Here is a 19,833-nt window from a genome sequence, read left to right as displayed (position 1 = left end):
CGGATTATCCGCCAAGCAGTATGTTCGCGATCAGGGAACCGACAAACACGAGCGTGACGATGACGACACTTAGCGCAATGACGAATCTCGTCTTAAATGCGGCGGATAGCATGAGCAGCGTTTTGAAATCGAGCATCGGGCCAAGCACGAGAAAGGACACGAGAGGGCCCACGGTAAAGGTATGCGTAAAAGCCGAAGCGACGAATGCATCCGACGTTGAGCAGAGCGAAAGGACAAACGCCAGACCCATCATGAACAGATAGGAGGACATCGGACCGCTCGCAAGAGAGAGCAGCTCCTCCCGCGGAATAAATGCTTGAATGCAGGCCGTGACAAACGCACCGAGCACTAAATATTTGCCCATATCCACCATTTCGTCACCAGCATGAACAAAAAGGCTGCGCCAAGTTTTGCTGTGTGCGTGGGATGGCCGGCTTCCGGCGGCTTCGACCTCGGCGGTGAAATCATGGAAGGAGCGCTTTAGCGGGTTATTCTTCACGAAAGCAAATACGAGCAAGCCGATCGTAACGGCAATCATGAAGGCCAGTCCCATTCGTCCGATCGTGATCTCGGGATGCGAACGGAATGCCATCATCGTTGCGGCAAGCACCACCGGATTCAGAATCGGGCCGCTGAGAAGAAAGGTGATCCCGACATAAGCCGGCATGCCTTTTAACATGAGCCGGCGCACAACAGGGATCATGCCGCACTCGCAGACGGGAAGGATCATCCCGAGCAGGGATGCGAACAGGACGCCGGGAACTGGATGCTTCGGCGTTAGGCGGCGAACCCATTCTTCCTTGACAAAGATTTGCAGCAGCGAAGAAATCAGCACCCCGAGCAGCACGAACGGCAGGGCCTCAAGGAAAATGCCGATGAATACAGTTTTAAGCTGCTGCACTTCGGTGCTGCCAAGCAGGGCGAGCCCGCTCCGGGGCATCGTCATGAGAGCCGGGAACAGAAAGAGCAGCGGCAGGAAGAACGGCAGCCATTTGAAAAAAGCCGGAATTTTCATGAAGGCCTCCTGACGAAAAAAATCATCTACGAGGACATTCTATGCTTGGACGAAAGACAACTTTCCAATTTAATCAAAAGAATTACGAATAACTCTTTCCAACCGAAGCTATGGCGCATTCCCGCAAGCTCATGGTATAGTAGTAGTACGTAGACTATGCGTTACTGGCGTAGCTTGGGGTACCAAGAGGGAGCGCATAGTTTCATATGCCGTACGCCTGGGCAAGAGGTAAGGAGACGATCATGTCGCCTTGCCTCTTTATGTTTTTATTGACTAACAATGGCGAAGGAGCGGGTTGAACATGAGTACAGAAACGTTGATTTTGGATGGGAAAGCGGTATCGGATGATCTAAAGGTTAAGCTGGCCGTCAAGGTCGAGCAGCTTAAAGCCAAGGGAGTCACTCCTTGCTTGGCTACGATCCTCGTCGGGGATGATCCGGCTTCGGCAACCTATGTGCGAATGAAGGGGAATGCATGCCAGCGCCTGGGGATCGAATCCCGGAAAATCGAGCTGAAGGCGTCGACGACGACCGAGGAGCTCATCGCGGCCATTCGGCAGCTGAATGAGGACTCGGCAGTGCATGGCATTCTGCTCCAGCATCCGGTTCCGCATCATATTGATGAAAGAGCGGCATTCGATGCGATCGCGATCGAAAAGGATGTGGACGGCGTGACCACGCTCGGCTTCTCGCAAAATGCGTTCGGTTTCGCGGACTATCCGTCCTGCACCCCGGCAGCGATTATCGCGATCATGGATTATTACAAGCTTCCGATCGAAGGCAAGCATGCCGTGGTTATCGGCCGCAGCCCGATTCTCGGCAAGCCGGTCTCGATGATGCTGCTAAACCGCAACGCTACGGTGACGATCTGCCACTCCAAAACGAACAATCTAGGCGACATCGTCGCGCAAGGGGATATTGTCGTTGCTGCGGTCGGCAAGCCAAAGTTCATTCAAGGCGAGTGGATCAAGCCGGGGGCGGTAGTGCTTGACGCCGGCTACAACAAAGGCAATGTCGGAGATGTCGATTATGAGGCGTGTGCGGAGCGCGCGTCGGCCATCACGCCGGTTCCGGCAGGCGTCGGGCCGGTAACGATTGCCACGCTGCTGAAGCATACGGTTGAGGCAGCCGAAAGAACACTGAAGTCCTAACCGTGGATAATGTAATGCAAATGAACCGGGTCCTTTTAAAGGCTCGGTTTTCTTTTGAATAGGATGCCGAGAGAAGACTTCCCGTTCCGGCTATATGCGGAGAGCCCTTGTGCGGATTGTCTTTCACCAAGGTTGGGTCACCTAGGATAAGTTAAAAAGCATGATGGATTCGTGTTGTTGGAAGATCATGAGGTATAAATTGTTGCTTGCTCTGAAATGCTTTTCATCATTTACAATACACCCATCAGCTATGAAAAGAGGGGCGAGGGCTATTGAATAAAAAATTAATTTTCTTTGACATCGACGGAACGCTGCTCGATCACGACAAGCGGATCCCGGAGTCGACGCTGGAGTCCATTGAACAATTAAAAGACAACGGGCATGAAGTCGCGATTGCGACCGGTCGAGCTCCCTATCATTTCAAGGAAATCCGCGAGCAGCTCGGCATCGATTCCTATGTGTCCTTGAACGGGCAATATGTCGTTCACCAGGGCAAGCCGATCTACGGGAACCCGCTGCCTCCCGAGCAGCTGCAGCAGCTGACCGAGCTGGCAGTGCGGATGGACCATCCGATCATCTATGCAGGAAGCGATGCAATGAAAATGAACGTGACTCATCACGAGCACATCGATTCCAGCTGGGGCGAGCTGAAGCTGACGATCCCGGAATATGATCCGGAGTATTATCTTGGACGGGATATTTTCCAGGCCATTGTGTTTTGCACCGAGGAGGAAGAGGAGGCATATCGGTCCAGCTTTGGAGGAAGGCTTGATCTGGTCCGCTGGGGTCCGTACGGCACCGATGTGCTTCCGGCCGGCGGTTCCAAAGCCGAAGGCATCCGGCAGTTTATCCAAGCGCTGGGCATGGACGTAGCCGATACCATCGCCTTTGGCGATTATCTGAATGATCTGGAAATGCTGTCGTATGTCGGCCATGGCGTAGCCATGGGGAACGCGCCCGACGTCGTCAAGCGCGCAGCCCGACACGTTACCAAGGATGTAGGCGAGGACGGCATCCGGCACGGGCTTCAAATGCTGGGCCTGCTGGATCCAAAACCGCAGGTGATGGCATAAGCAAGCTTTTATAAGCGCGTGCCTCTCCCGACCGGCTCGCAGTATGATATTGCCTGCTGCATGCACGACGTGCTTAGACGGTGCTTGGCGTCGCATCATTTCTTATCGTTCCGATCAACACACGAAAGGCTCGTTCCTTAAATGATAAGGAGCGGGCCTTTTTGCGAGATATCATGCGATGCAACAGGAAAAGCCGTTTGACGGCTGAAATGTGAGCTTGATATGATAAGTTAACAACAGCTGCCTTTCGGGTGGGAGAGACCTGCCATCTGAGGGCCATTAACCTAGAGCAGGTGGGAACGATGTCAACCAATCAAAAACAAGATCTCATTACAAGCTGGCTGTCCTTGACGCAAACACAGGCGATGATCACAAATGAACTGGAACAGACGCTTCAGCAGCAGCACGACTTGTCGCTGAACGAGTTTTACGTGCTGTTATTTTTGTTCGAGGCTCCTGAAAAAAAGCTGCGGCTGCAGCAATTGCAAGCGATGGTCGGCCTCAGTCAAAGCGCGATCTCGAGGCTGGTCAGCCGCTTTGAAGCCAAGGGCTGCGGTGCAATGCAGCGGGCGATCTGCGAGAATGACCGCAGGGGGATATATACGTCGCTCACCTCCATTGGTGAAGACAAACTTCAACGGGCAAGAGCTACCGTGCTGAATGTGCTGGAGCAGCAATTCTCTTCTCCGAAATTCCGCCAAGGCGTCCAGAATATGATGGAGATTATGAAGTCCTGATTGTATCGAAATATTGACGAATGCTCCTTCGTCTGTTATTTTAAATGCATGCGCATGCATTTAATTTAGAGGATTACATGACATCAGGAGAGTGAAGGAAACCATATGGAAAATTTATTCAGCCCCTTTACGTTGAAAGCTTTGAAACTGAAAAACCGGATCGTGATGCCGCCGATGTGTCAATATTCCGTTACGAACAAGGACGGTATCGCAACGGATTGGCATTATCTGCATTATGTGAGCCGCGCGGTCGGCGGAACCGGGCTCGTCATTGTTGAGATGACGGACGTAGAGCCTGACGGACGAATCTCGGACTACGACCTTGGTTTATGGTCCGATGAACAAATTGCGCCGCTTGCGCGCATCGTTGACGGAATCCACCAGCATGGCGCGAAGGCTGCGATCCAAATTGCCCATGCCGGCCGGAAGGCGGAGGACGCGCAGACGCCTGTCGCGCCGTCGGCCATTCCTTTTGACAATAATTCCAAAACGCCGAGAGCCCTGACGACCGAAGAAGTACAAGAGATGGTGGAGAAGTTCCGGTTGGCCGTACGCCGTGCCGTGCAAGCCGGCTTTGATGCCATCGAGCTGCATGGAGCTCACGGATACTTAATTCACCAGTTCCATTCACCATTAACGAATACAAGAACCGATGCATATGGCCAGGATTTAACGAGATTCGGCGTCGAGGTGATTCAAGCGGCCAAGAGCGAAATGCCTGACGATATGCCGCTGATCATGCGTATCTCTGCAAGGGAATACGTGGATGGCGGCTACGGTATCGAGGAAAGCATTGCGTTCTCCAAGGCATATCATGCTGCAGGGGTGGATATGTTCCATATCAGCGCTGGCGGCGAAGGCCCAATCGCTGCAGAGGGAAGACCGGGTACCCATGCGGCATACCAGGTTCCGCTGGCTCGACAAATCAAAGAAGCGCTGGGCGTACCGGTGATTGCTGTCGGCCGGCTGGATGAGCCGGCTCTGGCGAATGCAGTCATCGGCAATGAAGAGGCGGATCTTGTTGCCGTTGGCAGAGGGATGCTGCGCAACCCGTATTGGGCGTTGGAAGCGGCAGCCGTTCTCAAGAAGGATACATCCATTCCAAGACAATACCTCAACGGATTTCCTAAACAGGCGCAATAATCATGAAGAATGCATGGAACGGTTTGCCTGCGTTAACTAGCGGGAAGTAACACGAGATCTCGAAATAATATCAAAATGAGCAATGCTCCATTCCGATTCCATTCATTTATTGGATATGAAAGGTTATCGATGGGTCACGACGACCCTTCGATAACCTTTTTTTGTTTGTCGTCTGGGTGGAATGGCGTGTAATCGAAAAAAATATTTTAAGAATTCATTATTGTCATCTTTACAATAGTGTGTGACGTACACTATAATTATTTCCAGGAGTTGATGACATGTCTGAAGATCAAGAGATATTGCATGGACTGGTACAGGAGCTTCGAAGAGGCACGATCATTATTGGCGTGCTCAGCCAGTTGTCAGAGCCGCAGTATGGTTACTCCCTCGTTGCCATATTGCAGGAGAAGGGAATCGGCGTCGAGGCGGGCACGCTATACCCGCTGTTGCGAAGATTGGAGAAGCAAGGCCTGCTTGAAAGTCAGTGGGATACGAACGAGGCAAGACCTAGAAAGTACTACATCATTAGTAAGATGGGCAAGGAAATCTACAGCCAGCTGTACAGGGAATGGAAGGATATGATGACGAGCCTCGAGGGACTCGTCGACGCCAAGGAGGAGAAGAGAGACCCATGACGGATTTGATAAACAGGTATGTATATGCCGTAACCCAAAAGCTGCCCGTTCCGCAAAGGGCTGATATCGAAATGGAATTGCGGGGACTTATAGAGGACATGTTGGAGGACCGCGGGGCTCCAGGTGACGCAGCCAGCCGTGAGGATGTAGAACAGGTGCTGCTGAAGCTCGGCCCGCCAAACGAAATGGCGGCTCGATATAGGGTCAAGGAAAGGTATTTGATCGGTCCGGGATTGATCGACGGATACTGGTCAGTGCTGAAGATTGTCATATATTCTCTGGTGATCTTCCTCAGCATTTCGTATATTATTGAATATTTTTCGAGCACAGACAGCTCGGGGGAGACGCTGCTTGAATATTTTGTGACGATATTGAGTGTTAGCATTCAAGGGTTCGCATGGGTAACGGGGATTTTTGCCTTTATCGAATACCTTGGAGCACGAACCGACAAGGCGAAGGATTGGGAGCCGTCGCACCTGGAGCCCGTCCCCGATTCTGCTACGCGCATTAAGCCCATTGAGCCAATGATCGGTTTTTTGGCATCGATCCTGTTCTTTGTCGTGTTCACGTTCTCAATCGATTGGATCGGGGTGATCCGTTTTTCGGGCGAGCAATCCTTTAACATACCGGTGTTTGATAAAGAAGCGTTCGCGATCTATTTACCTTTCATCTGGGCCGTGACGGCGATCGGCATTTTGAAGGACACAATGAAACTCATCTTGCGAAAATGGACCTCTCAGCTGGTGGCTGTACATCTCATTTTCAATGTCGTATTTACGATTGCTGCCATCGTCATACTTTCGGATCCGGCCATCATGAACCCGACGTTTATGAACCAGCTCGTGGATGCCAACCTGCTGACCACGGGCGAAGAATCGTATAATACCGTAAATCGGATTTGGAATCAGTCCAGGGAAGGGCTCATTTACATCATCATAATCATCAACCTATTGGATACCGTTTCTGTTGGGATGAAATGGTTCCGTCACAAAGACGGGCCAAGAGTACTAAGCAAGTAAACAGGACATCCGAATACAAGAGAATCATAAGGAGATACCAGCCTAAGGAGTAGGCCGGTATCTTCTTTTTTTTTGCGGGAACTGCCGATCCTCTCCGCCAAAATGATCGGGGTAAGCATAGAATGGAGCGTGGTGCACAGCATATTTTTGACGAAAATATGAATTAAATGTGTCAAAATTATGTACAATGGTGTTATAATAAGAGAAGAAGCACATGTAAACCCTTACAGACGGAACGGAGCTGATCAAAATGAAGTTTGCCATCCATTACTCCACAAGAATGAAGGACATTTTAATTTTTTCGCTGGTCATCAGCATTATTATGTTTCAAGTCGCAACCCTGACGGAGTACTCCTATCCTGTTTTATTCTATATGCAGATGGCAGTGAATGCGGTTATGCTGGTAGCCCTCGCGATTGAGGGATATGCGCGGTTGATCAAACGGGAAATCCGGATTCAAGAGAATTCTGATACCATTACCATTAACGGTGCTTTGGTGAAGGCTGAGCAGATCCGGGAGATCAAGGTTTCCGGATGTCACAAAGCAGCATTCCATCTGAGCCTGAAAGACAAGAATGTAACCCCGCTGTTCTGCAGCTTTAAATTCGAAGATAAGAACTGCGAAGGGATCCGCCAGTTGACAAAATGGGCGGAGCGCAATGGTATCGCTGTCCGCAAGATCGGCCCGCAAACCCGGTCCGATATGGTCCTGTCGTCAAACTTGTAATGCGCATGATCATCAATAACTAATGTGAAAGCATCTGAACCATCATTGATGGGCAGGTGCTTTTTTTTGTTGAGGACGGAAAATTCCTCTCAGTAAGCAAGTTTATTTTAGTAAAAGCTTGAAACTGACGTTACGTCATTTATTATAATGGCCTTGCTGAGGATCCTCCGGATGCTAAATGATGTGAAAAGGAGACGATTGTTTGAAAAAAGGCGACATGATTATATACGGATGCGTCATTATAGGAGGGGGGATCGGTCTGATGGTCGATAAGCCTCTACCGGCTGTATGCGTTGGCCTTGGAGTGGGCTATCTCATAAAGTATGCTTTGTATAAGGAATGATCAAAGAATTCAGGGCGTGGAGGAAATAATGCATGATCCATATTAACGAAGTGGCGAAGCAGACCCATATTACCGTCCGAACGCTGCGATATTATGATCAAATCGGCTTGCTCGAATGTTCTTCGAAAACAGAGGGAGGCCATCGTCTGTATTCGGATGAGGATCTTCAGAAGCTTCAGCAGATCCAATTTTATAAAAGCATGGGGTATCGACTGCAAGAAATTCAGGAGATGCTTACCGATCCGAATTGGGATTGGACAACCGGACTCGTGAATCAATTAACCTATATTCAGGAGGAGCAGGCGAGATTAAAGGAAATGGAGCTGTCCCTGCGCACGTTGTTAAACGGCATTGCGGTTGAGGCGGGGAATCAAGAGCAGGCGGTACAAAAACTGATCAAGCTATCCATGCAGGATAAGAAAAGACCCAAGCACTTTAGGGAAAAGATGTTCAGTGATACCGAGCTAAAGCTATGGACCAAATTGCCGAATATGAATGGCGAGCATCCCGAATCCATGGAATGGATTGCGCTTATTGGCCTTATTATCAAATACCATGCAAGTGAAGTACCTTCCTCGCCTAATGTGCAAAATGTGATCAGGCGCATGCTGGAAAAACAAGCCGAAGAATTTCCGCTGGAAGATGAGTTTATCGATAAACTATGGGAGCTGAGGAAATCCCCCTCCGCATCGGAGCAGCTGGGGATGTATCCAATCGAGCCTGAGGTACTCGAATACTTGGAGCGAGCGTATGAGATTTACATCTCAAACACGGCCGAAGGAGACTTCAGACAGGGAGGGGAAGCATGAGTACCGAGTTAATCTTAATAATCGGCGGACTATCCTTATTGGATACCCTTAGTCCGGCTACACTCGGCGTAACAGTCTACTTGCTGCTTACCGAGAAGCGAAGATTAGGGTCAAGATTAGTGGTTTATCTTCTGACGGTCGCCGGATTCTATTTTGCCGTTGGCATCGCGCTCAAGCTCGGACTGGGCGTTGTGTTTGAAATATTCTCAGGCTTTTTCCAAAGCCGCGCAGTTAGTTGGCTTCTGTTTATCATCGGCGTCATTTTGTTTGTATGGAGCTTTTATGTTCCCAAGAGGAAACAACCCAGATTAACGAATCCCCGGTCAAAAAGCATTGCCGCTATGGTGGCGCTTGGCGTTACGACATCGCTGATCGAGGTCGGCACGGCTTTTCCTTATTTCGCGGCGATCGGTTTAATGACGAATGCCGGGTTGGCGTTCTATCAATGGCTTCCTCTATTGATCGCATATAATGTGGTGATGGTGCTCCCGCCATTGATTCTGTACGCCTTGCATAAGCTTCTGGGCAGGTCAATGCAAAGACCGCTCAATTATATCCAGAAGCAGATCTCCAATAATTCGAGTTCCGCACTATCCTGGATCATGTGTATCTTTGGATTGCTGCTGATACTAAATAGCCTGGATTACTTGTAATGAACCGATACTCTCGTTTGGCCATGGAACGACAAGAGCGCATTAACCCGCAGGGTTTTTGCGCTCTTGATTTGAATTATGAATGGACTGGGTCCATACGACTGGCGTCTTTAGTGCTTCTTATTTGTTCGAAGGTGCTTCAGCTTTGTAGTCAATAACTTGCAGCACTTTGGGCTCTATCGCTTTTAACAGTTGTTCATATGAAAGATTGTTATTAGGAATTTCGCCATTACGTTCAGCTTCAATTTGTAAATCAACCTGAGTTTTCGCAATAACATCGATCACTTGCTGCTTTGAGACATTTTTAGCTGCCGCAATCTCCACTACAGATTTTCCTTTGGCTAATTCTTGTTTTAATTCGGACGGACTCATGTTTAGCAGAGAAAAGAGTTTTTCATCATTCAAATAGGCATCGGCAAAGTAATCAGGCAGACCATCTGTAGAGAAGAAACCTTCTACTTTACTATTCGAAGATGCAGTCTCACCTCCAATTACAGAAACGCTGATTGTATTATCCTGAACCATAACCTGATAGACCGGTCTCTCTGATCCCTTTTGGGCGTAATTCAACATCAACGTTTTTTGATCCGGGTTCTCCATTTGCTCCATAGTAAACTCATACGCTTCGATGCTGCCATATAATGTACTGATGAGATGATCAACCTTCGACTTGAGTTCAAGATCGGTTAAATCCGTAAGAGGCTTTTCCCTAGACTCCCAATTCTCTTGAATTATGTGTTCAATCTCACCGGTAGCACTGTTTGTATGAAGGGTAATTTTCTTGCCGCCCCCACCTTTTTCCTGGAGGATTATGCTGGTTTGGACACCTTGTACGGCGCTTGCCTCGATGATCTCGAACGATTTCGTTTCGGGAAATGCGCGATACAGCTTCTCGAGCGTAGCTTTGCCAACCTTATCTGTCTTGATTTGTTCAGCAGTCATCGGTGTTCTCGTCAGCATGTCAATCAGGGTAGGGGCAGCAAACGCTGCGGTGGGAATCAAAATCGCGGTGGCAACGATGCCGGCAATCATACGTTTTTTCATAGGTTTTTGGCTCCTTTTTCTCAGCAAATATTTTGAATAGGATTGTTCGATTCGTTTGGAAATTGCCGGGGGGCAATCCATTTTTTCTGCTTCATGATGCAGATGTTCACGGATTTTGTGTTCAATAGTCATAGATCTTTTCCATCCTCTCTGGGGGGAGATTCCCTATGTGTTTTCGAAGCGCCTGAAGGCCGGCATGATATCTGGACTTGACGGTACCGAGCGGAATATCGAGCAATGTCGCGATTTCCTCAAGCGTATAGTCGTGAAAAAAGCGGAGGATGATCACGGTTCGCTGTTTGTCGGTCAGCTTTTGAATGGCTTGTGATATCATCTGGTTCGTCCCATCCATCAACACGGCAGGCTGATCCCAATGAGACTCTTCCCGCGAGAAGGCACGAATGCGTTCAAAAATCCGGAATCTCCGCCAGCGTTTAACCCGGAATCTCTGCACCTGACGGATGACCAAGCCGTGCAGCCAGAAGCGGAATGGCCGGTTGGCATCGTAATTTGCAAGGGACGTCCACATTTGCATGTAGATTTCGTTCATGACATCTTCCCGGTCCTGCGGATGATCGACCAGAAACGAGACTGTACGGTACACGTCCTGATAGGTGGCATCATAGATCGAATGAAATGCCTGTTGATCACCATCTTTCATTTTTGTGAGTAACTGGTACATATCATCACTTTGCATTCAGAGGGCCCTCCTGAGTAAGCAGCTTACACCCTATATTGTCTCGCTTTGAAAAAAAGGTTCGGTCCGATATACAGATCATTACAAAACATTCGTCACGACCACGATCAGAGAAAAAACAAAAGCCGGATTCCTTAGAAGTAGGAAAATCCGGCCTTTAAAAAATTGAACAGTCTCCATTCCCATAAATCTTTTTAACATGTTTAGTAAATAAACACGTATTTCCAATCAACCCACGCAGACCCCACAACGGGGCATCTTTTCTGTTCACCGAAGCGTTATTAGCTGCTGCAGCCGCCTCCACCGCAGCTGCTGCAAGAGGAGCCGCCGCTGCAGGAAGATCCGCTGCTGCAGGATGCATCGCTGCCGCTGCCGCCTCCGTCACCTGAGTCATCATGTCCCCCTGAACCGCAGGCGGAGGCGTAGGTGCAGCTGCTGCCGGTTGCTCCGGCAGTCTTCTCCGTATACTTCTCTTCAGGTTCCATCCGATGCATGAAATCATCGGAATAATGCCAGGCAAAGAAGACTGCCGAGGCAAGGAGCACCTCATTATTTCCGTAATCCACCTTACGGCTTGCCGGCGGGGAGCCGTTCTCGGCTTCCGACAGCCGCTCCTTGAGTCCGCCGACAACCTGGTCGATGGCCTCGGCGGCTTCGGGCAGTCGCTCATACGTCCACGAATTGAAACGCTCATTTTCGATGAAAGAATGGGTGTGACGAAACTCCTCCAGCTCTTCGCGCGACAGGGGAACACGGAAGAAGGGTCCCCACAAGACAGCGCTATATTCATTCCACCCGAATAATTGCACGTATATAACATCGAACCATGCCCGCTCGTTCTTCATGGATACCTGCTCGCTGCCGGTATTGGGCGCATGATGCAGCATCCGTCCGAGGAAACGGTCCGAAAATTGTTGATACTCGTATGTATACATCAGCATCTCATGCCATACTTCGTCGACCGCTTTGCTGAACATCGGTACGCGGTCCATGACGGCACACATGATAAAAAATCGCTTGAGCTCAACCCACCGCCATTCATATTCCCGCTCCGTTAATTCGGGATATTCGGTCATCACCCGCTGCTTAACGGCATCCGTCAAGGCGGAGGGCAGGGAAGCTTCCAGACGCTTGGAAAGTGCGTAAGCGGGACTCCCGGGCTCGGCCACTTGAGGCGGTTCGGGTGCATTCCGGAAAGGATTTCTCCGGCGTACTGGGCTTATTGCCCGCTCTTTCCGCGACGATCGCCTCACAAGGTAAGATATGATGAAAACATCCGCAATGATAAACAAAATGAGAATGATCCAGCCCGTCGTATTCATCGCATATTCCTCCTGTTTCTGTTTGTTGGTCGGGAGGCAGAAAGGTTCTCTCCTTCCTTAATTATGGCAAATGAAGCACGATATTGGCAATTCAAAGTTTGCCGGCAGAGCAGCTTAAGCGTAAGAGCCGAGGTGAAATACAGCATAAAAAAGGAGGCGCTGCCTCAGGACATCGCGAAAATTTCCCGAGACAGCTCCTCCTCCCGGATGGAAATGCTGCTTTAACGCTCCCACAAATTATCCCGTCAAAGCACTGAGGCAAAGCCGATGCTTCGTACAAGGATCTATGTCGCGTCCGCCTTCGTCTCGGCGGTAATCATCCATTGTACGCCATACTTATCCCGAACCTCGCCTAAATAGATGCCGAACGGCTGGAGCTCAAACGGATAGTTCACCTTTCCCCCCTCGGCAAGCTTCTGAAAAGCTTCTTCGGCCTCGGTTATATTATCATAATCGATAGACAGATAGATATCGTTACCGGGGGACGAGGGCTCGATGGCATCCGCCATGAAAATGTAATTATCACCGGCAAGATTCAGACACATATGCATAACCTTGTCTTTCAGTTCGGATTGCGTGCCCATTGCCTCCTCATGCGTCATGATGGATATGATCTTCCCGCTGAGCGACTTTAAATAGAAATCCGCCTGTTCCCTAGCATTTACGGAAATAAGATATGGCTTCAGCGTACCCATTTGCTCTCCTCAATCCTTTCAACTTGATATCGCATCGATCAATGTTAATCTATCATACCTGACGGCATCGCATTTCTTCTCAATTGCTATTCGTGCCTACGGATCATGCCTGCAGGGCTTGTGATCCGAGCGTCGACGCTGAGCATCGTGCAGCAGCCAGATTCAAATGCAGATTTGACATGGTTGCTTATAGGCCCTATAACTGAAATGGAAAACAATTTTAAAGTGCATTGAATCTGGCGCGAGCGATATATTGGCACATTGAAGATTCATAAGATGCACTAATTACGTAATTAATAGGAGCATACATATGTTTACAGGATGGAAGCTATCCGTGCTCGGGATCGTTATCGTAGGCATCGCCGGGATTGCCGCTTCTTCAGCGGGACTCATTGAACCCATGCGGGCAGGCGCGTTATTTGCAGTGTTTGTGTTATTTATCGGGTGCCTTGAGCTCATGGAATGGATCAAGAGGCGAGGGAGGAGCAAGAACAACCGAAAACCTTCTTCCAAATGAGGAGCCCAGCCCAATAGGAGGGAGACCATGAATTGGATCGCAGTACAGCCTTATTACAAAATCAATCGCGTCGTGGACGGCATCGAACAAAGAACCGAAGAGCAAAGGCGGAAGATGTACCTGTACGAAGACAGAATCGTTACAAAGTATCGGGTTTTTCCGCTGGGTCAGGTGTTTGATCTCTCGTATCGTACGATTGGCGGGGAGGGGGGATTCTTGTATTTGCATACCCAGCAGGGCGTATATTCCTATACGGTGAAAGAGGATCCCCGGACATTCATCGAGGCTTTCAAACAACTTTAATCGTCCCGCACCCAACAATTCCTAGTCTCAGGTCTAGTTATGAACCTCGTCTTGAGCACGTTTTCCGAATGCCGAGCATTCAGTAAGCTGGTTATATACTTTTGGACGGATTAGGGGGCCGGCGCGTGGACACGCTGCTTAATTTTATTGAACAAATCGGGCATTACGCTTTATTTCTCGTCTTATGCCTTGGGGTTATCGGTCTGCCTGTGCCCAACGAGGTCGTTGCCATGACGGGCGGGGCGCTGGCCGCATCCGAAATATTAGCGCCGTTCCCTTCGTTTGTGATGTTATATCTCGGGGTATGCTCCGGAGCTACCGTAGGCTTTATGCTTAGCCGCTTTACGGCTAGCCGTCTGTTGGACCGTTTTGGGGACAAAAAGAGTATCCGGCAATTCCTTGACGTCTCCGAACGGCTGACCCGCCAATACGGCAATTATGCGATCTGCATCAGCGCGTTTCTGCCGATTCTTCGTAACGTGACTCCCTATGCGGTTGGCATGAAAGGGATGCCTTACCGGAAATTTGCGCTTTTTTCCTATTCGGCATCATTGTTATGGACCGTGGGCTATTTTTCCTTGGGCATGTACGTCGGCGATCAAGTGGTTGACCATATCGGTGCGCTCATTAACCGATACGGATATTATCTGGCAGGGGCAGTGGCCGTACTCGCAGTGGCCCTCCTCCTGATCTTGTCGAGACGAAGAAGCAAACGCTTAAAGTGCGACAAGGAGGTTCAGATCCACGGTTAAGTCATGGTGATGCTACGGTTCATAGGGTTCATTACGGTATGTCGTCTGAAGAGGGTTCGGGCATGCCCCGGAGGATCTTAATATACTCACGCGGCGAGAAGCCGGATGATGTATTCCGGATATCTTCGGATTGATAGATTTCCAAGGTTCCTCCCGGCTGCTGCATCATCTGGGAGCTTCCCGGCCGGTATCGGGTGCGCGAGGCGGAATCGGCCAAATATGCCGCGGCGAGCAGCACGATGAAAACCAAGACGCATAGAATGGCTTTTTTTACCATGATACATCTCACTCCTTTCCCTACAGTGTTGTCCCCATTCCATGATTTTCATTCCCGAAGAAATCTTTGACAAAGCAGCGATCTGCATATATACTTTTCATCAGTGTGACGCGAGACAATACGATATGTTTTACCCGGAGGAGCCTGCCAACAGCGGGCTCTTTTTGTGTTTTTCTGGTCTTTGAACCGGATATTTGGGGAAATACTAAATGCAGGAAAAATTCAGACTATAGGAGGAGTAGATTTTGTCATTGCTGCACATCGCCGTTCTGGCACCTTTTATCGTCGCCCTTGGGGTTATGCTGCTGCGTAAGCCCTTGAGTCGAATCCATGCCGGCTGGGCGGTCCTGCCGGTGCCCGTCATCTTATTCGCGTACTTTCTGGGGCGAATACCGACCATTCAGGGAGGTGAACCGCAGCATGTACGGGCAGCGTGGATTCCATCGCTCGGTATCGACATAACGTTGTACCTGGATGGTCTCAGCTTAATATTTGCACTATTAATATCGGGGATCGGTTCCCTTGTGGTCTTGTATTCTATCTTTTATATGGATCGCACCAAAGAGGCCGTCCAGCGCTTCTATGTTTATCTGCTCTTGTTCATGGGAGCTATGCTCGGCGTCGTATTGTCTGACAATCTGCTTGTCTTGTACGGGTTCTGGGAATTGACGAGCATCTCGTCGTTTCTTCTGATCGCCTTCTGGCATCACCGGGATCGTTCAAGATATGGAGCGCTGAAATCCATGCTCATCACGGTGTTCGGCGGGCTGGCCATGCTGGCAGGCTTCATCGTGCTCTACGTGATGACCGGAACTTTCAACATTCGGGAGATCGTCGCTTCCATTGGAACCATAACGGGAGAACCGCTGTTCCTTCCGGCCATGATCTTGATCCTGCTGGGTGCATTCACGAAATCCGCCCAGTTCCCGTTCCATATCTGGCTTCCGGATGCCATGGAGGCGCCGACCCCGGTCAGCGCCTATCTTCATTCGGCAACGATGGTCAAGGCGGGCATTTATTTGGTTGCCCGCTTCAGCCCGGTATTTGCAGGCCATTCATGGTGGTTCTGGATCATCACGATCACCGGCTTGACCACTTTGATGTACGCGTCACTGAGAGCCATCAAGCAGACGGATCTGAAGGCTCTGCTTGCCTTCTCGACCGTCAGCCAGCTTGGACTGATCATGAGCTTGCTCGGACTGGGCTCGGCTGCCGCCTACTTCGGCGCAGGGCCGGATTCCGTCATCTATGCCAAAGCGACAACGGCCGCGATCTTTCACTTGATGAACCATGCCATCTTTAAAGGTGCGCTGTTCATGGTGGTCGGCATTGTGGACCATGAGACGGGAACGCGCGACCTGCGCAAGCTTGGCGGCCTGCTGAATCTCATGCCGATTACGTTCACCGTCGCGTTGATTGGCGCATTTTCTATGGCGGGATTGCCGCCGTTTAACGGGTTTCTTAGTAAGGAGATGTTCTTTACAGCTGTCCTTCAAGCGTCACAGATGAACTTCTGGGATGCCGAAACCTGGGGAATTCTTATTCCGGTGGTCGCTTGGACAGCGAGCGTATTCACGTTCTTGTACAGCATGATATTGGTGTTCAAAACCTTCACCGGGAAGTATCAGCCTGAAAAGCTTGAGAAGAAGCCGCACGAAGCCCCGATCGGCATGCTCATTCCGCCGGTTGTACTGGCTTCGCTAGCGATTATCTTCGGGCTGTTCCCGAATCTGCTGTCCTACTCGTTGATCGAGCCGGCGATGACGGCAATCCATCCCGCATTGCTCGAACCCGGCGACACCTTCCACGTCAAGATCGAAATGTGGCATGGCTGGACGACGGAAATTTTCATGACGATCGGCATCATCGTCATCGGTTCCTTGCTCTATAAGCTGCATGGTTCCGTCGGCGTGCTGAACCAAGCCTTGACCAAGAATTTTACCTTGAATCGTCTATACGACCGGGGGCTGCGCGCGCTGGAGGGAGGAGGAAAATCGATAACGTCGACGTATATGACCGGATCGGTTCGTCATTATGTGATTTATATTTTCGCTTTCTTCATCCTGGCTCTGGGGGGAGGACTGCTGCTGATCGGAGATATCCATTTCGGAGGCAACGGCTCGTACGCGCCGATCTCTTTCTATGAAGCCGTGGCCATCATCGCGCTGGTTATCCCTGTGCTGGTGCTGCCTTTCGTTCGAACGCGACTGATGGCCATCATCCTGACGGGGGCGGCCGGTTATATGGTTACGTTGTTCTTCGTGCTGTTTCGGGCACCGGACCTGGCGCTTACGCAGATGATTGTCGAGACGGTATCGGTCATGCTGTTCCTGCTCTGTTTCTATCATTTGCCGAAGCTGAAGCGGGAGAAGGTTCCGATGGGATTGAAATGGAGGAATCTGCTGATATCAGCCGGCGTCGGGGTCGTCGTCACACTGATTGCGCTGGCGGCGAGCACTGGACGCTCGTTCGATTCTATCGCCGATTTCTTCATTAAGGAAAGCTATCCATCCGCAGGCGGCAAGAACATCGTTAACGTCATTCTTGTGGACTTCCGCGGCTTCGATACGCTGCTCGAAATCATGGTGCTCGGCATCGCTTCGCTAGGCATCTATGCGTTAATCAGGGTGGATTTAGGTGAGCAATTACTTGGACAGCGTGATCCCTACCAAGAGGTATACCTGCCTAGCAGAAACGACGTCATCCTGCGCACGGTGTCGAAGGTCGTTATTTTCATCGTGGTCGCCTTCTCCTGGTATCTCTTCAGTGCCGGGCACAACGAGCCGGGAGGCGGATTTATCGGCGGATTAATGACAGCGGCGGCGCTTGTCCTGCTGTCCATGGCGTTCGGCATGGACGTGACGCGCAACGTCATTCCGGTTCAATTCCGGAAGGTGACGGCCGTGGGACTTCTCATTGCGCTACTAACAGGCATCGGCTCGCTGGTGCTCGGTGTGCCGTTCCTGAGCCATACCTTTGGACATCGGGAACTGCCTCTATTGGGAGATACCGAGCTTGCGACTGCCGTTCTGTTTGATCTCGGGGTCTATCTTGCGGTTGTAGGCGTCACCATGACCATCATCAATTCAATCGGGAGGGATCAATAACCGTGGAATTATACATGTCGCTGGCCATTGGCATTCTCTTTGCGGTCGGTGTGTATCAGATCTTGTCCAAAAGCCTCCTGCGCATCATACTCGGCACGAACCTGCTGACCCATGGAGTCCATCTGCTTCTGTTGACGATGTCGCGTTTGAAGACCGGCGCAGCTCCCTTGCTGGGAGAAAAGGCTTCCTCTTATGTGGATCCCGTGCCGCAGGCGCTCATTCTGACATCCATCGTAATCAGCTTCGGGGTCACTTCATTCTTCTTCGTTCTAGCCTACAAGGCGTATCAGCGCCTGGGCACGGACAATATGGAAGAGCTAAGGGGGAAGGACGATGAATAATGTAATTGTCCTTCCGCTGCTGATCCCGCTGGTTACCGCCGTTCTTCTTATCTTCTGTGCGAAGAATATTAGGCTTCAGCGCTGGATGAGTGCAATCAGCGTCGCACTGAATGCTCTTGTTGCTCTGTTCATCGTATATCAAGTGGACAGTGAAGGCATCCAGACGCTTCATATGGGTGGATGGCTTCCGCCGCACGGCATTGTGTTCGTGGCAGATATGCTCGCGGCTTTGCTGGTGCTTATGACGCTTCTCGTAGCGGCAGCATGTCTGTTCTACGCCTTTCGCAGTATCGGGGAGGAAAGGGAAAAGCATTATTTTTATACGTTTTTTCAATTTATGCTTGCCGGTGTTATCGGTTCGTTTCTGACGGGGGATCTGTTCAACTTGTTCGTCTGCTTCGAGGTGATGCTGATCTCCTCCTACGCGCTGATCGTCCTCGGGGGCACCAAGCGACAGCTCCGGGAAACGCTCAAATACATGCTGATCAACATTATTTCATCCACATTATTCGTTGCCGCTGTTGCGTATTTGTACGGCACGGTCGGCACGTTGAACATGGCCCATCTCTCCCTGCGCGTAGCCGAGGTGCAGCAGGAGGGCATTCTGTCGGTGATCGGCATTCTGTTCCTGATCGTGTTCGCATTAAAAGCCGGATTGTTTCTGTTCTTCTGGCTGCCGGGCTCGTATAACGCCCCTCCCGCCGCGGTGACGGCGCTGTTCGGTGCCCTTCTGACGAAGGTCGGTCTATATGCCATCATTCGGACCTTCACCTTGATCTTCTATCACGAAACCGGCGGCATTCATACGATCATCGGATGGATGGCGGCTGCGACGATGATTCTTGGAGGACTCGGGGCTGTAGCGTACAAAGACATCGGCCGCGTCTTGAACTATAACATCGTGATCAGCGTCGGATTTATCGCATTTGGTATCGCCTCGGCCAGCGAAGCATCGCTGAACGGCGCGGTATTCTACCTGCTGCATGACATGGCTGCCAAGGCGCTGCTGTTCATTCTGGGAGGCATGATCATTACGAGCGCCGGCACGGCCAAGCTGGGTGAGATGGGCGGTTTAATGAAGCGATATCCTTGGATCGGCTGGATGTTCTTCATCGTCTTGCTTGCACTCGTCGGCATTCCGCCGCTCAGCGGATTTTTGGGGAAAGTATTGATTCTCCAGGGCGGGTTGCAGGAAGGACACTATTGGCTCAGCGGCATTGGGCTTCTATCCAGTCTGCTCGTGCTGTATTCACTCATCAAGGTGTTCATGGGCGCGTTCTGGGGCGATTCACCGGCCCGCCGGGAGCAGCAGCCGGTCAAAATTCCTCGCACGGCATACGGTGCGGCGATCGGCTTAACGCTGATCGTCATTCTGATGGGTGTCGGCTCCGAGTGGGTATACTCGTATACCTCGCAGGCAGGAGCGGTGCTGACGGATCCGTCCCTGTACATTAACGCCGTATTAAAGGAGTAG

21 protein-coding genes and 1 riboswitch are annotated in these 19,833 nt (G+C 50.6%); of the genes, 15 read left to right on the top strand and 6 right to left on the bottom strand.

All coding sequences use genetic code 11. From position 1 onward, the window contains the following. Positions 1-4: 4 nt before the first annotated feature. A complete protein-coding gene (locus tag NST08_RS17345) occupies positions 5-1,015 on the bottom strand; it encodes a permease (protein ID WP_007128429.1) in 1,011 nt (336 codons plus the stop codon). A 150-nt stretch (positions 1,016-1,165) separates the two neighbouring features. Continuing rightward, positions 1,166-1,245: riboswitch (ZMP/ZTP riboswitch) on the top strand. Between the two features lie 71 nt (positions 1,246-1,316). Here NST08_RS17345 and NST08_RS17340 point away from each other — a divergent pair. The 9 genes from NST08_RS17340 (at position 1,317) to NST08_RS17300 (ending at position 9,304) form a co-directional block, all read left to right on the top strand. After that, positions 1,317-2,165: a bifunctional 5,10-methylenetetrahydrofolate dehydrogenase/5,10-methenyltetrahydrofolate cyclohydrolase gene (locus NST08_RS17340; RefSeq protein WP_007128428.1), complete on the top strand. Its 849-nt coding sequence runs from the start codon at positions 1,317-1,319 to the stop codon at positions 2,163-2,165. Positions 2,166-2,437: 272 nt separating this feature from the next. Further along, positions 2,438-3,238: a Cof-type HAD-IIB family hydrolase gene (locus tag NST08_RS17335; protein WP_341342062.1), complete on the top strand. Its 801-nt coding sequence runs from the start codon at positions 2,438-2,440 to the stop codon at positions 3,236-3,238. A 302-nt stretch (positions 3,239-3,540) separates the two neighbouring features. Beyond that, the gene (locus NST08_RS17330) at positions 3,541-3,975 is read left to right on the top strand and encodes a MarR family winged helix-turn-helix transcriptional regulator (RefSeq protein ID WP_251537595.1); all 435 of its coding nucleotides are present in this window, start codon (positions 3,541-3,543) and stop codon (positions 3,973-3,975) included. Between the two features lie 105 nt (positions 3,976-4,080). After that, positions 4,081-5,118 carry an NADH:flavin oxidoreductase/NADH oxidase gene (locus tag NST08_RS17325; RefSeq protein ID WP_251537593.1) on the top strand — a complete coding sequence of 346 codons (1,038 nt, stop codon included), beginning with the start codon at positions 4,081-4,083 and terminating at the stop codon, positions 5,116-5,118. Positions 5,119-5,396: 278 nt separating this feature from the next. Continuing rightward, complete coding sequence (locus tag NST08_RS17320) at positions 5,397-5,753, top strand: PadR family transcriptional regulator (RefSeq protein WP_007128424.1); 357 nt, start codon at positions 5,397-5,399, stop codon at positions 5,751-5,753. Then, positions 5,750-6,772: a hypothetical protein gene (locus tag NST08_RS17315; RefSeq protein ID WP_341342061.1), complete on the top strand. Its 1,023-nt coding sequence runs from the start codon at positions 5,750-5,752 to the stop codon at positions 6,770-6,772. The genes NST08_RS17320 and NST08_RS17315 overlap by 4 nt, the downstream gene beginning before the upstream one ends. 250 nt (positions 6,773-7,022) lie before the next feature. Next, on the top strand, positions 7,023-7,499 hold the full coding sequence (locus NST08_RS17310) for a hypothetical protein (protein ID WP_007128422.1): 477 nt from the start codon (positions 7,023-7,025) through the stop codon (positions 7,497-7,499). Between the two features lie 375 nt (positions 7,500-7,874). Further along, positions 7,875-8,651, top strand: coding sequence for a MerR family transcriptional regulator (locus NST08_RS17305; protein ID WP_028407188.1), 777 nt, complete (start codon positions 7,875-7,877; stop codon positions 8,649-8,651). Beyond that, the gene (locus tag NST08_RS17300; RefSeq protein ID WP_028407187.1) at positions 8,648-9,304 is read left to right on the top strand and encodes a GAP family protein; all 657 of its coding nucleotides are present in this window, start codon (positions 8,648-8,650) and stop codon (positions 9,302-9,304) included. Before NST08_RS17305 ends, NST08_RS17300 begins: the two co-directional genes overlap by 4 nt. A 120-nt stretch (positions 9,305-9,424) precedes the next feature. Here the strand turns inward: NST08_RS17300 and NST08_RS17295 are convergent, their stop codons facing one another. The 4 genes from NST08_RS17295 to NST08_RS17280 form a co-directional block, all read right to left on the bottom strand. After that, complete coding sequence (locus NST08_RS17295; protein ID WP_341342060.1) at positions 9,425-10,480, bottom strand: hypothetical protein; 1,056 nt, start codon at positions 10,478-10,480, stop codon at positions 9,425-9,427. Beyond that, positions 10,470-11,045: a sigma-70 family RNA polymerase sigma factor gene (locus NST08_RS17290; RefSeq protein ID WP_007128417.1), complete on the bottom strand. Its 576-nt coding sequence runs from the start codon at positions 11,043-11,045 to the stop codon at positions 10,470-10,472. Before NST08_RS17290 ends, NST08_RS17295 begins: the two co-directional genes overlap by 11 nt. A gap of 281 nt (positions 11,046-11,326) precedes the next feature. Then, complete coding sequence (locus tag NST08_RS17285; RefSeq protein ID WP_213616606.1) at positions 11,327-12,367, bottom strand: hypothetical protein; 1,041 nt, start codon at positions 12,365-12,367, stop codon at positions 11,327-11,329. A gap of 284 nt (positions 12,368-12,651) precedes the next feature. After that, the gene (locus NST08_RS17280) at positions 12,652-13,062 is read right to left on the bottom strand and encodes a VOC family protein (protein ID WP_007128415.1); all 411 of its coding nucleotides are present in this window, start codon (positions 13,060-13,062) and stop codon (positions 12,652-12,654) included. Positions 13,063-13,372: 310 nt separating this feature from the next. Here NST08_RS17280 and NST08_RS17275 point away from each other — a divergent pair, with 310 nt between their 5' ends. The 3 genes from NST08_RS17275 (at position 13,373) to NST08_RS17265 (ending at position 14,634) form a co-directional block, all read left to right on the top strand. Next, complete coding sequence (locus tag NST08_RS17275; RefSeq protein WP_007128414.1) at positions 13,373-13,579, top strand: hypothetical protein; 207 nt, start codon at positions 13,373-13,375, stop codon at positions 13,577-13,579. Between the two features lie 27 nt (positions 13,580-13,606). After that, on the top strand, positions 13,607-13,882 hold the full coding sequence (locus tag NST08_RS17270) for a hypothetical protein (RefSeq protein ID WP_007128413.1): 276 nt from the start codon (positions 13,607-13,609) through the stop codon (positions 13,880-13,882). 125 nt (positions 13,883-14,007) lie between these two features. Continuing rightward, positions 14,008-14,634 (top strand): DedA family protein, encoded by a 627-nt coding sequence (locus tag NST08_RS17265; RefSeq protein ID WP_341033133.1) that lies wholly within the window; start codon positions 14,008-14,010, stop codon positions 14,632-14,634. A 31-nt stretch (positions 14,635-14,665) separates the two neighbouring features. Here NST08_RS17265 and NST08_RS17260 read toward each other — a convergent pair whose 3' ends face one another. Then, a complete protein-coding gene (locus NST08_RS17260) occupies positions 14,666-14,911 on the bottom strand; it encodes a hypothetical protein (RefSeq protein ID WP_341342059.1) in 246 nt (81 codons plus the stop codon). A gap of 245 nt (positions 14,912-15,156) precedes the next feature. On the opposite strand from NST08_RS17260, the gene NST08_RS17255 reads away from it, so the two are divergent. Genes NST08_RS17255 through NST08_RS17245 form a run of 3 tightly spaced genes read left to right on the top strand, consistent with a single transcriptional unit; the run spans position 15,157 to position 19,833 of the window. Further along, entirely contained in the window at positions 15,157-18,018 is a 2,862-nt protein-coding gene (locus NST08_RS17255; protein WP_341342058.1) for a Na+/H+ antiporter subunit A, read from the top strand. Between the two features lie 2 nt (positions 18,019-18,020). Continuing rightward, positions 18,021-18,359, top strand: a complete 339-nt coding sequence (locus NST08_RS17250; RefSeq protein ID WP_341033135.1) for a Na(+)/H(+) antiporter subunit C — start codon at positions 18,021-18,023, stop codon at positions 18,357-18,359. Continuing rightward, the gene (locus tag NST08_RS17245; protein WP_341342057.1) at positions 18,352-19,833 is read left to right on the top strand and encodes a Na+/H+ antiporter subunit D; all 1,482 of its coding nucleotides are present in this window, start codon (positions 18,352-18,354) and stop codon (positions 19,831-19,833) included. The genes NST08_RS17250 and NST08_RS17245 overlap by 8 nt, the downstream gene beginning before the upstream one ends.

Source organism: Paenibacillus sp. FSL K6-1566 (genome assembly GCF_038050475.1).
In the GTDB taxonomy this organism is placed as follows: domain Bacteria; phylum Bacillota; class Bacilli; order Paenibacillales; family Paenibacillaceae; genus Paenibacillus_AQ; species Paenibacillus_AQ lactis.
This window is presented reverse-complemented; position numbering and strand designations above follow the sequence as displayed.

What these genes read in the sequence shown, in the direction of transcription:
- NST08_RS17345 (WP_007128429.1), bottom strand. Translation starts at nt 1,015, where the DNA reads ATGAAAATTCCGGCTTTTTTCAAATGGCTGCCGTTCTTCCTGCCGCTG.
- NST08_RS17340 (WP_007128428.1), top strand. Translation starts at nt 1,317, where the DNA reads ATGAGTACAGAAACGTTGATTTTGGATGGGAAAGCGGTATCGGATGAT.
- NST08_RS17330 (WP_251537595.1), top strand. Translation starts at nt 3,541, where the DNA reads ATGTCAACCAATCAAAAACAAGATCTCATTACAAGCTGGCTGTCCTTG.
- NST08_RS17325 (WP_251537593.1), top strand. Translation starts at nt 4,081, where the DNA reads ATGGAAAATTTATTCAGCCCCTTTACGTTGAAAGCTTTGAAACTGAAA.
- NST08_RS17320 (WP_007128424.1), top strand. Translation starts at nt 5,397, where the DNA reads ATGTCTGAAGATCAAGAGATATTGCATGGACTGGTACAGGAGCTTCGA.
- NST08_RS17315 (WP_341342061.1), top strand. Translation starts at nt 5,750, where the DNA reads ATGACGGATTTGATAAACAGGTATGTATATGCCGTAACCCAAAAGCTG.
- NST08_RS17310 (WP_007128422.1), top strand. Translation starts at nt 7,023, where the DNA reads ATGAAGTTTGCCATCCATTACTCCACAAGAATGAAGGACATTTTAATT.
- NST08_RS17305 (WP_028407188.1), top strand. Translation starts at nt 7,875, where the DNA reads ATGATCCATATTAACGAAGTGGCGAAGCAGACCCATATTACCGTCCGA.
- NST08_RS17300 (WP_028407187.1), top strand. Translation starts at nt 8,648, where the DNA reads ATGAGTACCGAGTTAATCTTAATAATCGGCGGACTATCCTTATTGGAT.
- NST08_RS17295 (WP_341342060.1), bottom strand. Translation starts at nt 10,480, where the DNA reads ATGACTATTGAACACAAAATCCGTGAACATCTGCATCATGAAGCAGAA.
- NST08_RS17290 (WP_007128417.1), bottom strand. Translation starts at nt 11,045, where the DNA reads ATGCAAAGTGATGATATGTACCAGTTACTCACAAAAATGAAAGATGGT.
- NST08_RS17285 (WP_213616606.1), bottom strand. Translation starts at nt 12,367, where the DNA reads ATGAATACGACGGGCTGGATCATTCTCATTTTGTTTATCATTGCGGAT.
- NST08_RS17280 (WP_007128415.1), bottom strand. Translation starts at nt 13,062, where the DNA reads ATGGGTACGCTGAAGCCATATCTTATTTCCGTAAATGCTAGGGAACAG.
- NST08_RS17275 (WP_007128414.1), top strand. Translation starts at nt 13,373, where the DNA reads ATGTTTACAGGATGGAAGCTATCCGTGCTCGGGATCGTTATCGTAGGC.
- NST08_RS17270 (WP_007128413.1), top strand. Translation starts at nt 13,607, where the DNA reads ATGAATTGGATCGCAGTACAGCCTTATTACAAAATCAATCGCGTCGTG.
- NST08_RS17260 (WP_341342059.1), bottom strand. Translation starts at nt 14,911, where the DNA reads ATGGTAAAAAAAGCCATTCTATGCGTCTTGGTTTTCATCGTGCTGCTC.
- NST08_RS17245 (WP_341342057.1), top strand. Translation starts at nt 18,352, where the DNA reads ATGAATAATGTAATTGTCCTTCCGCTGCTGATCCCGCTGGTTACCGCC.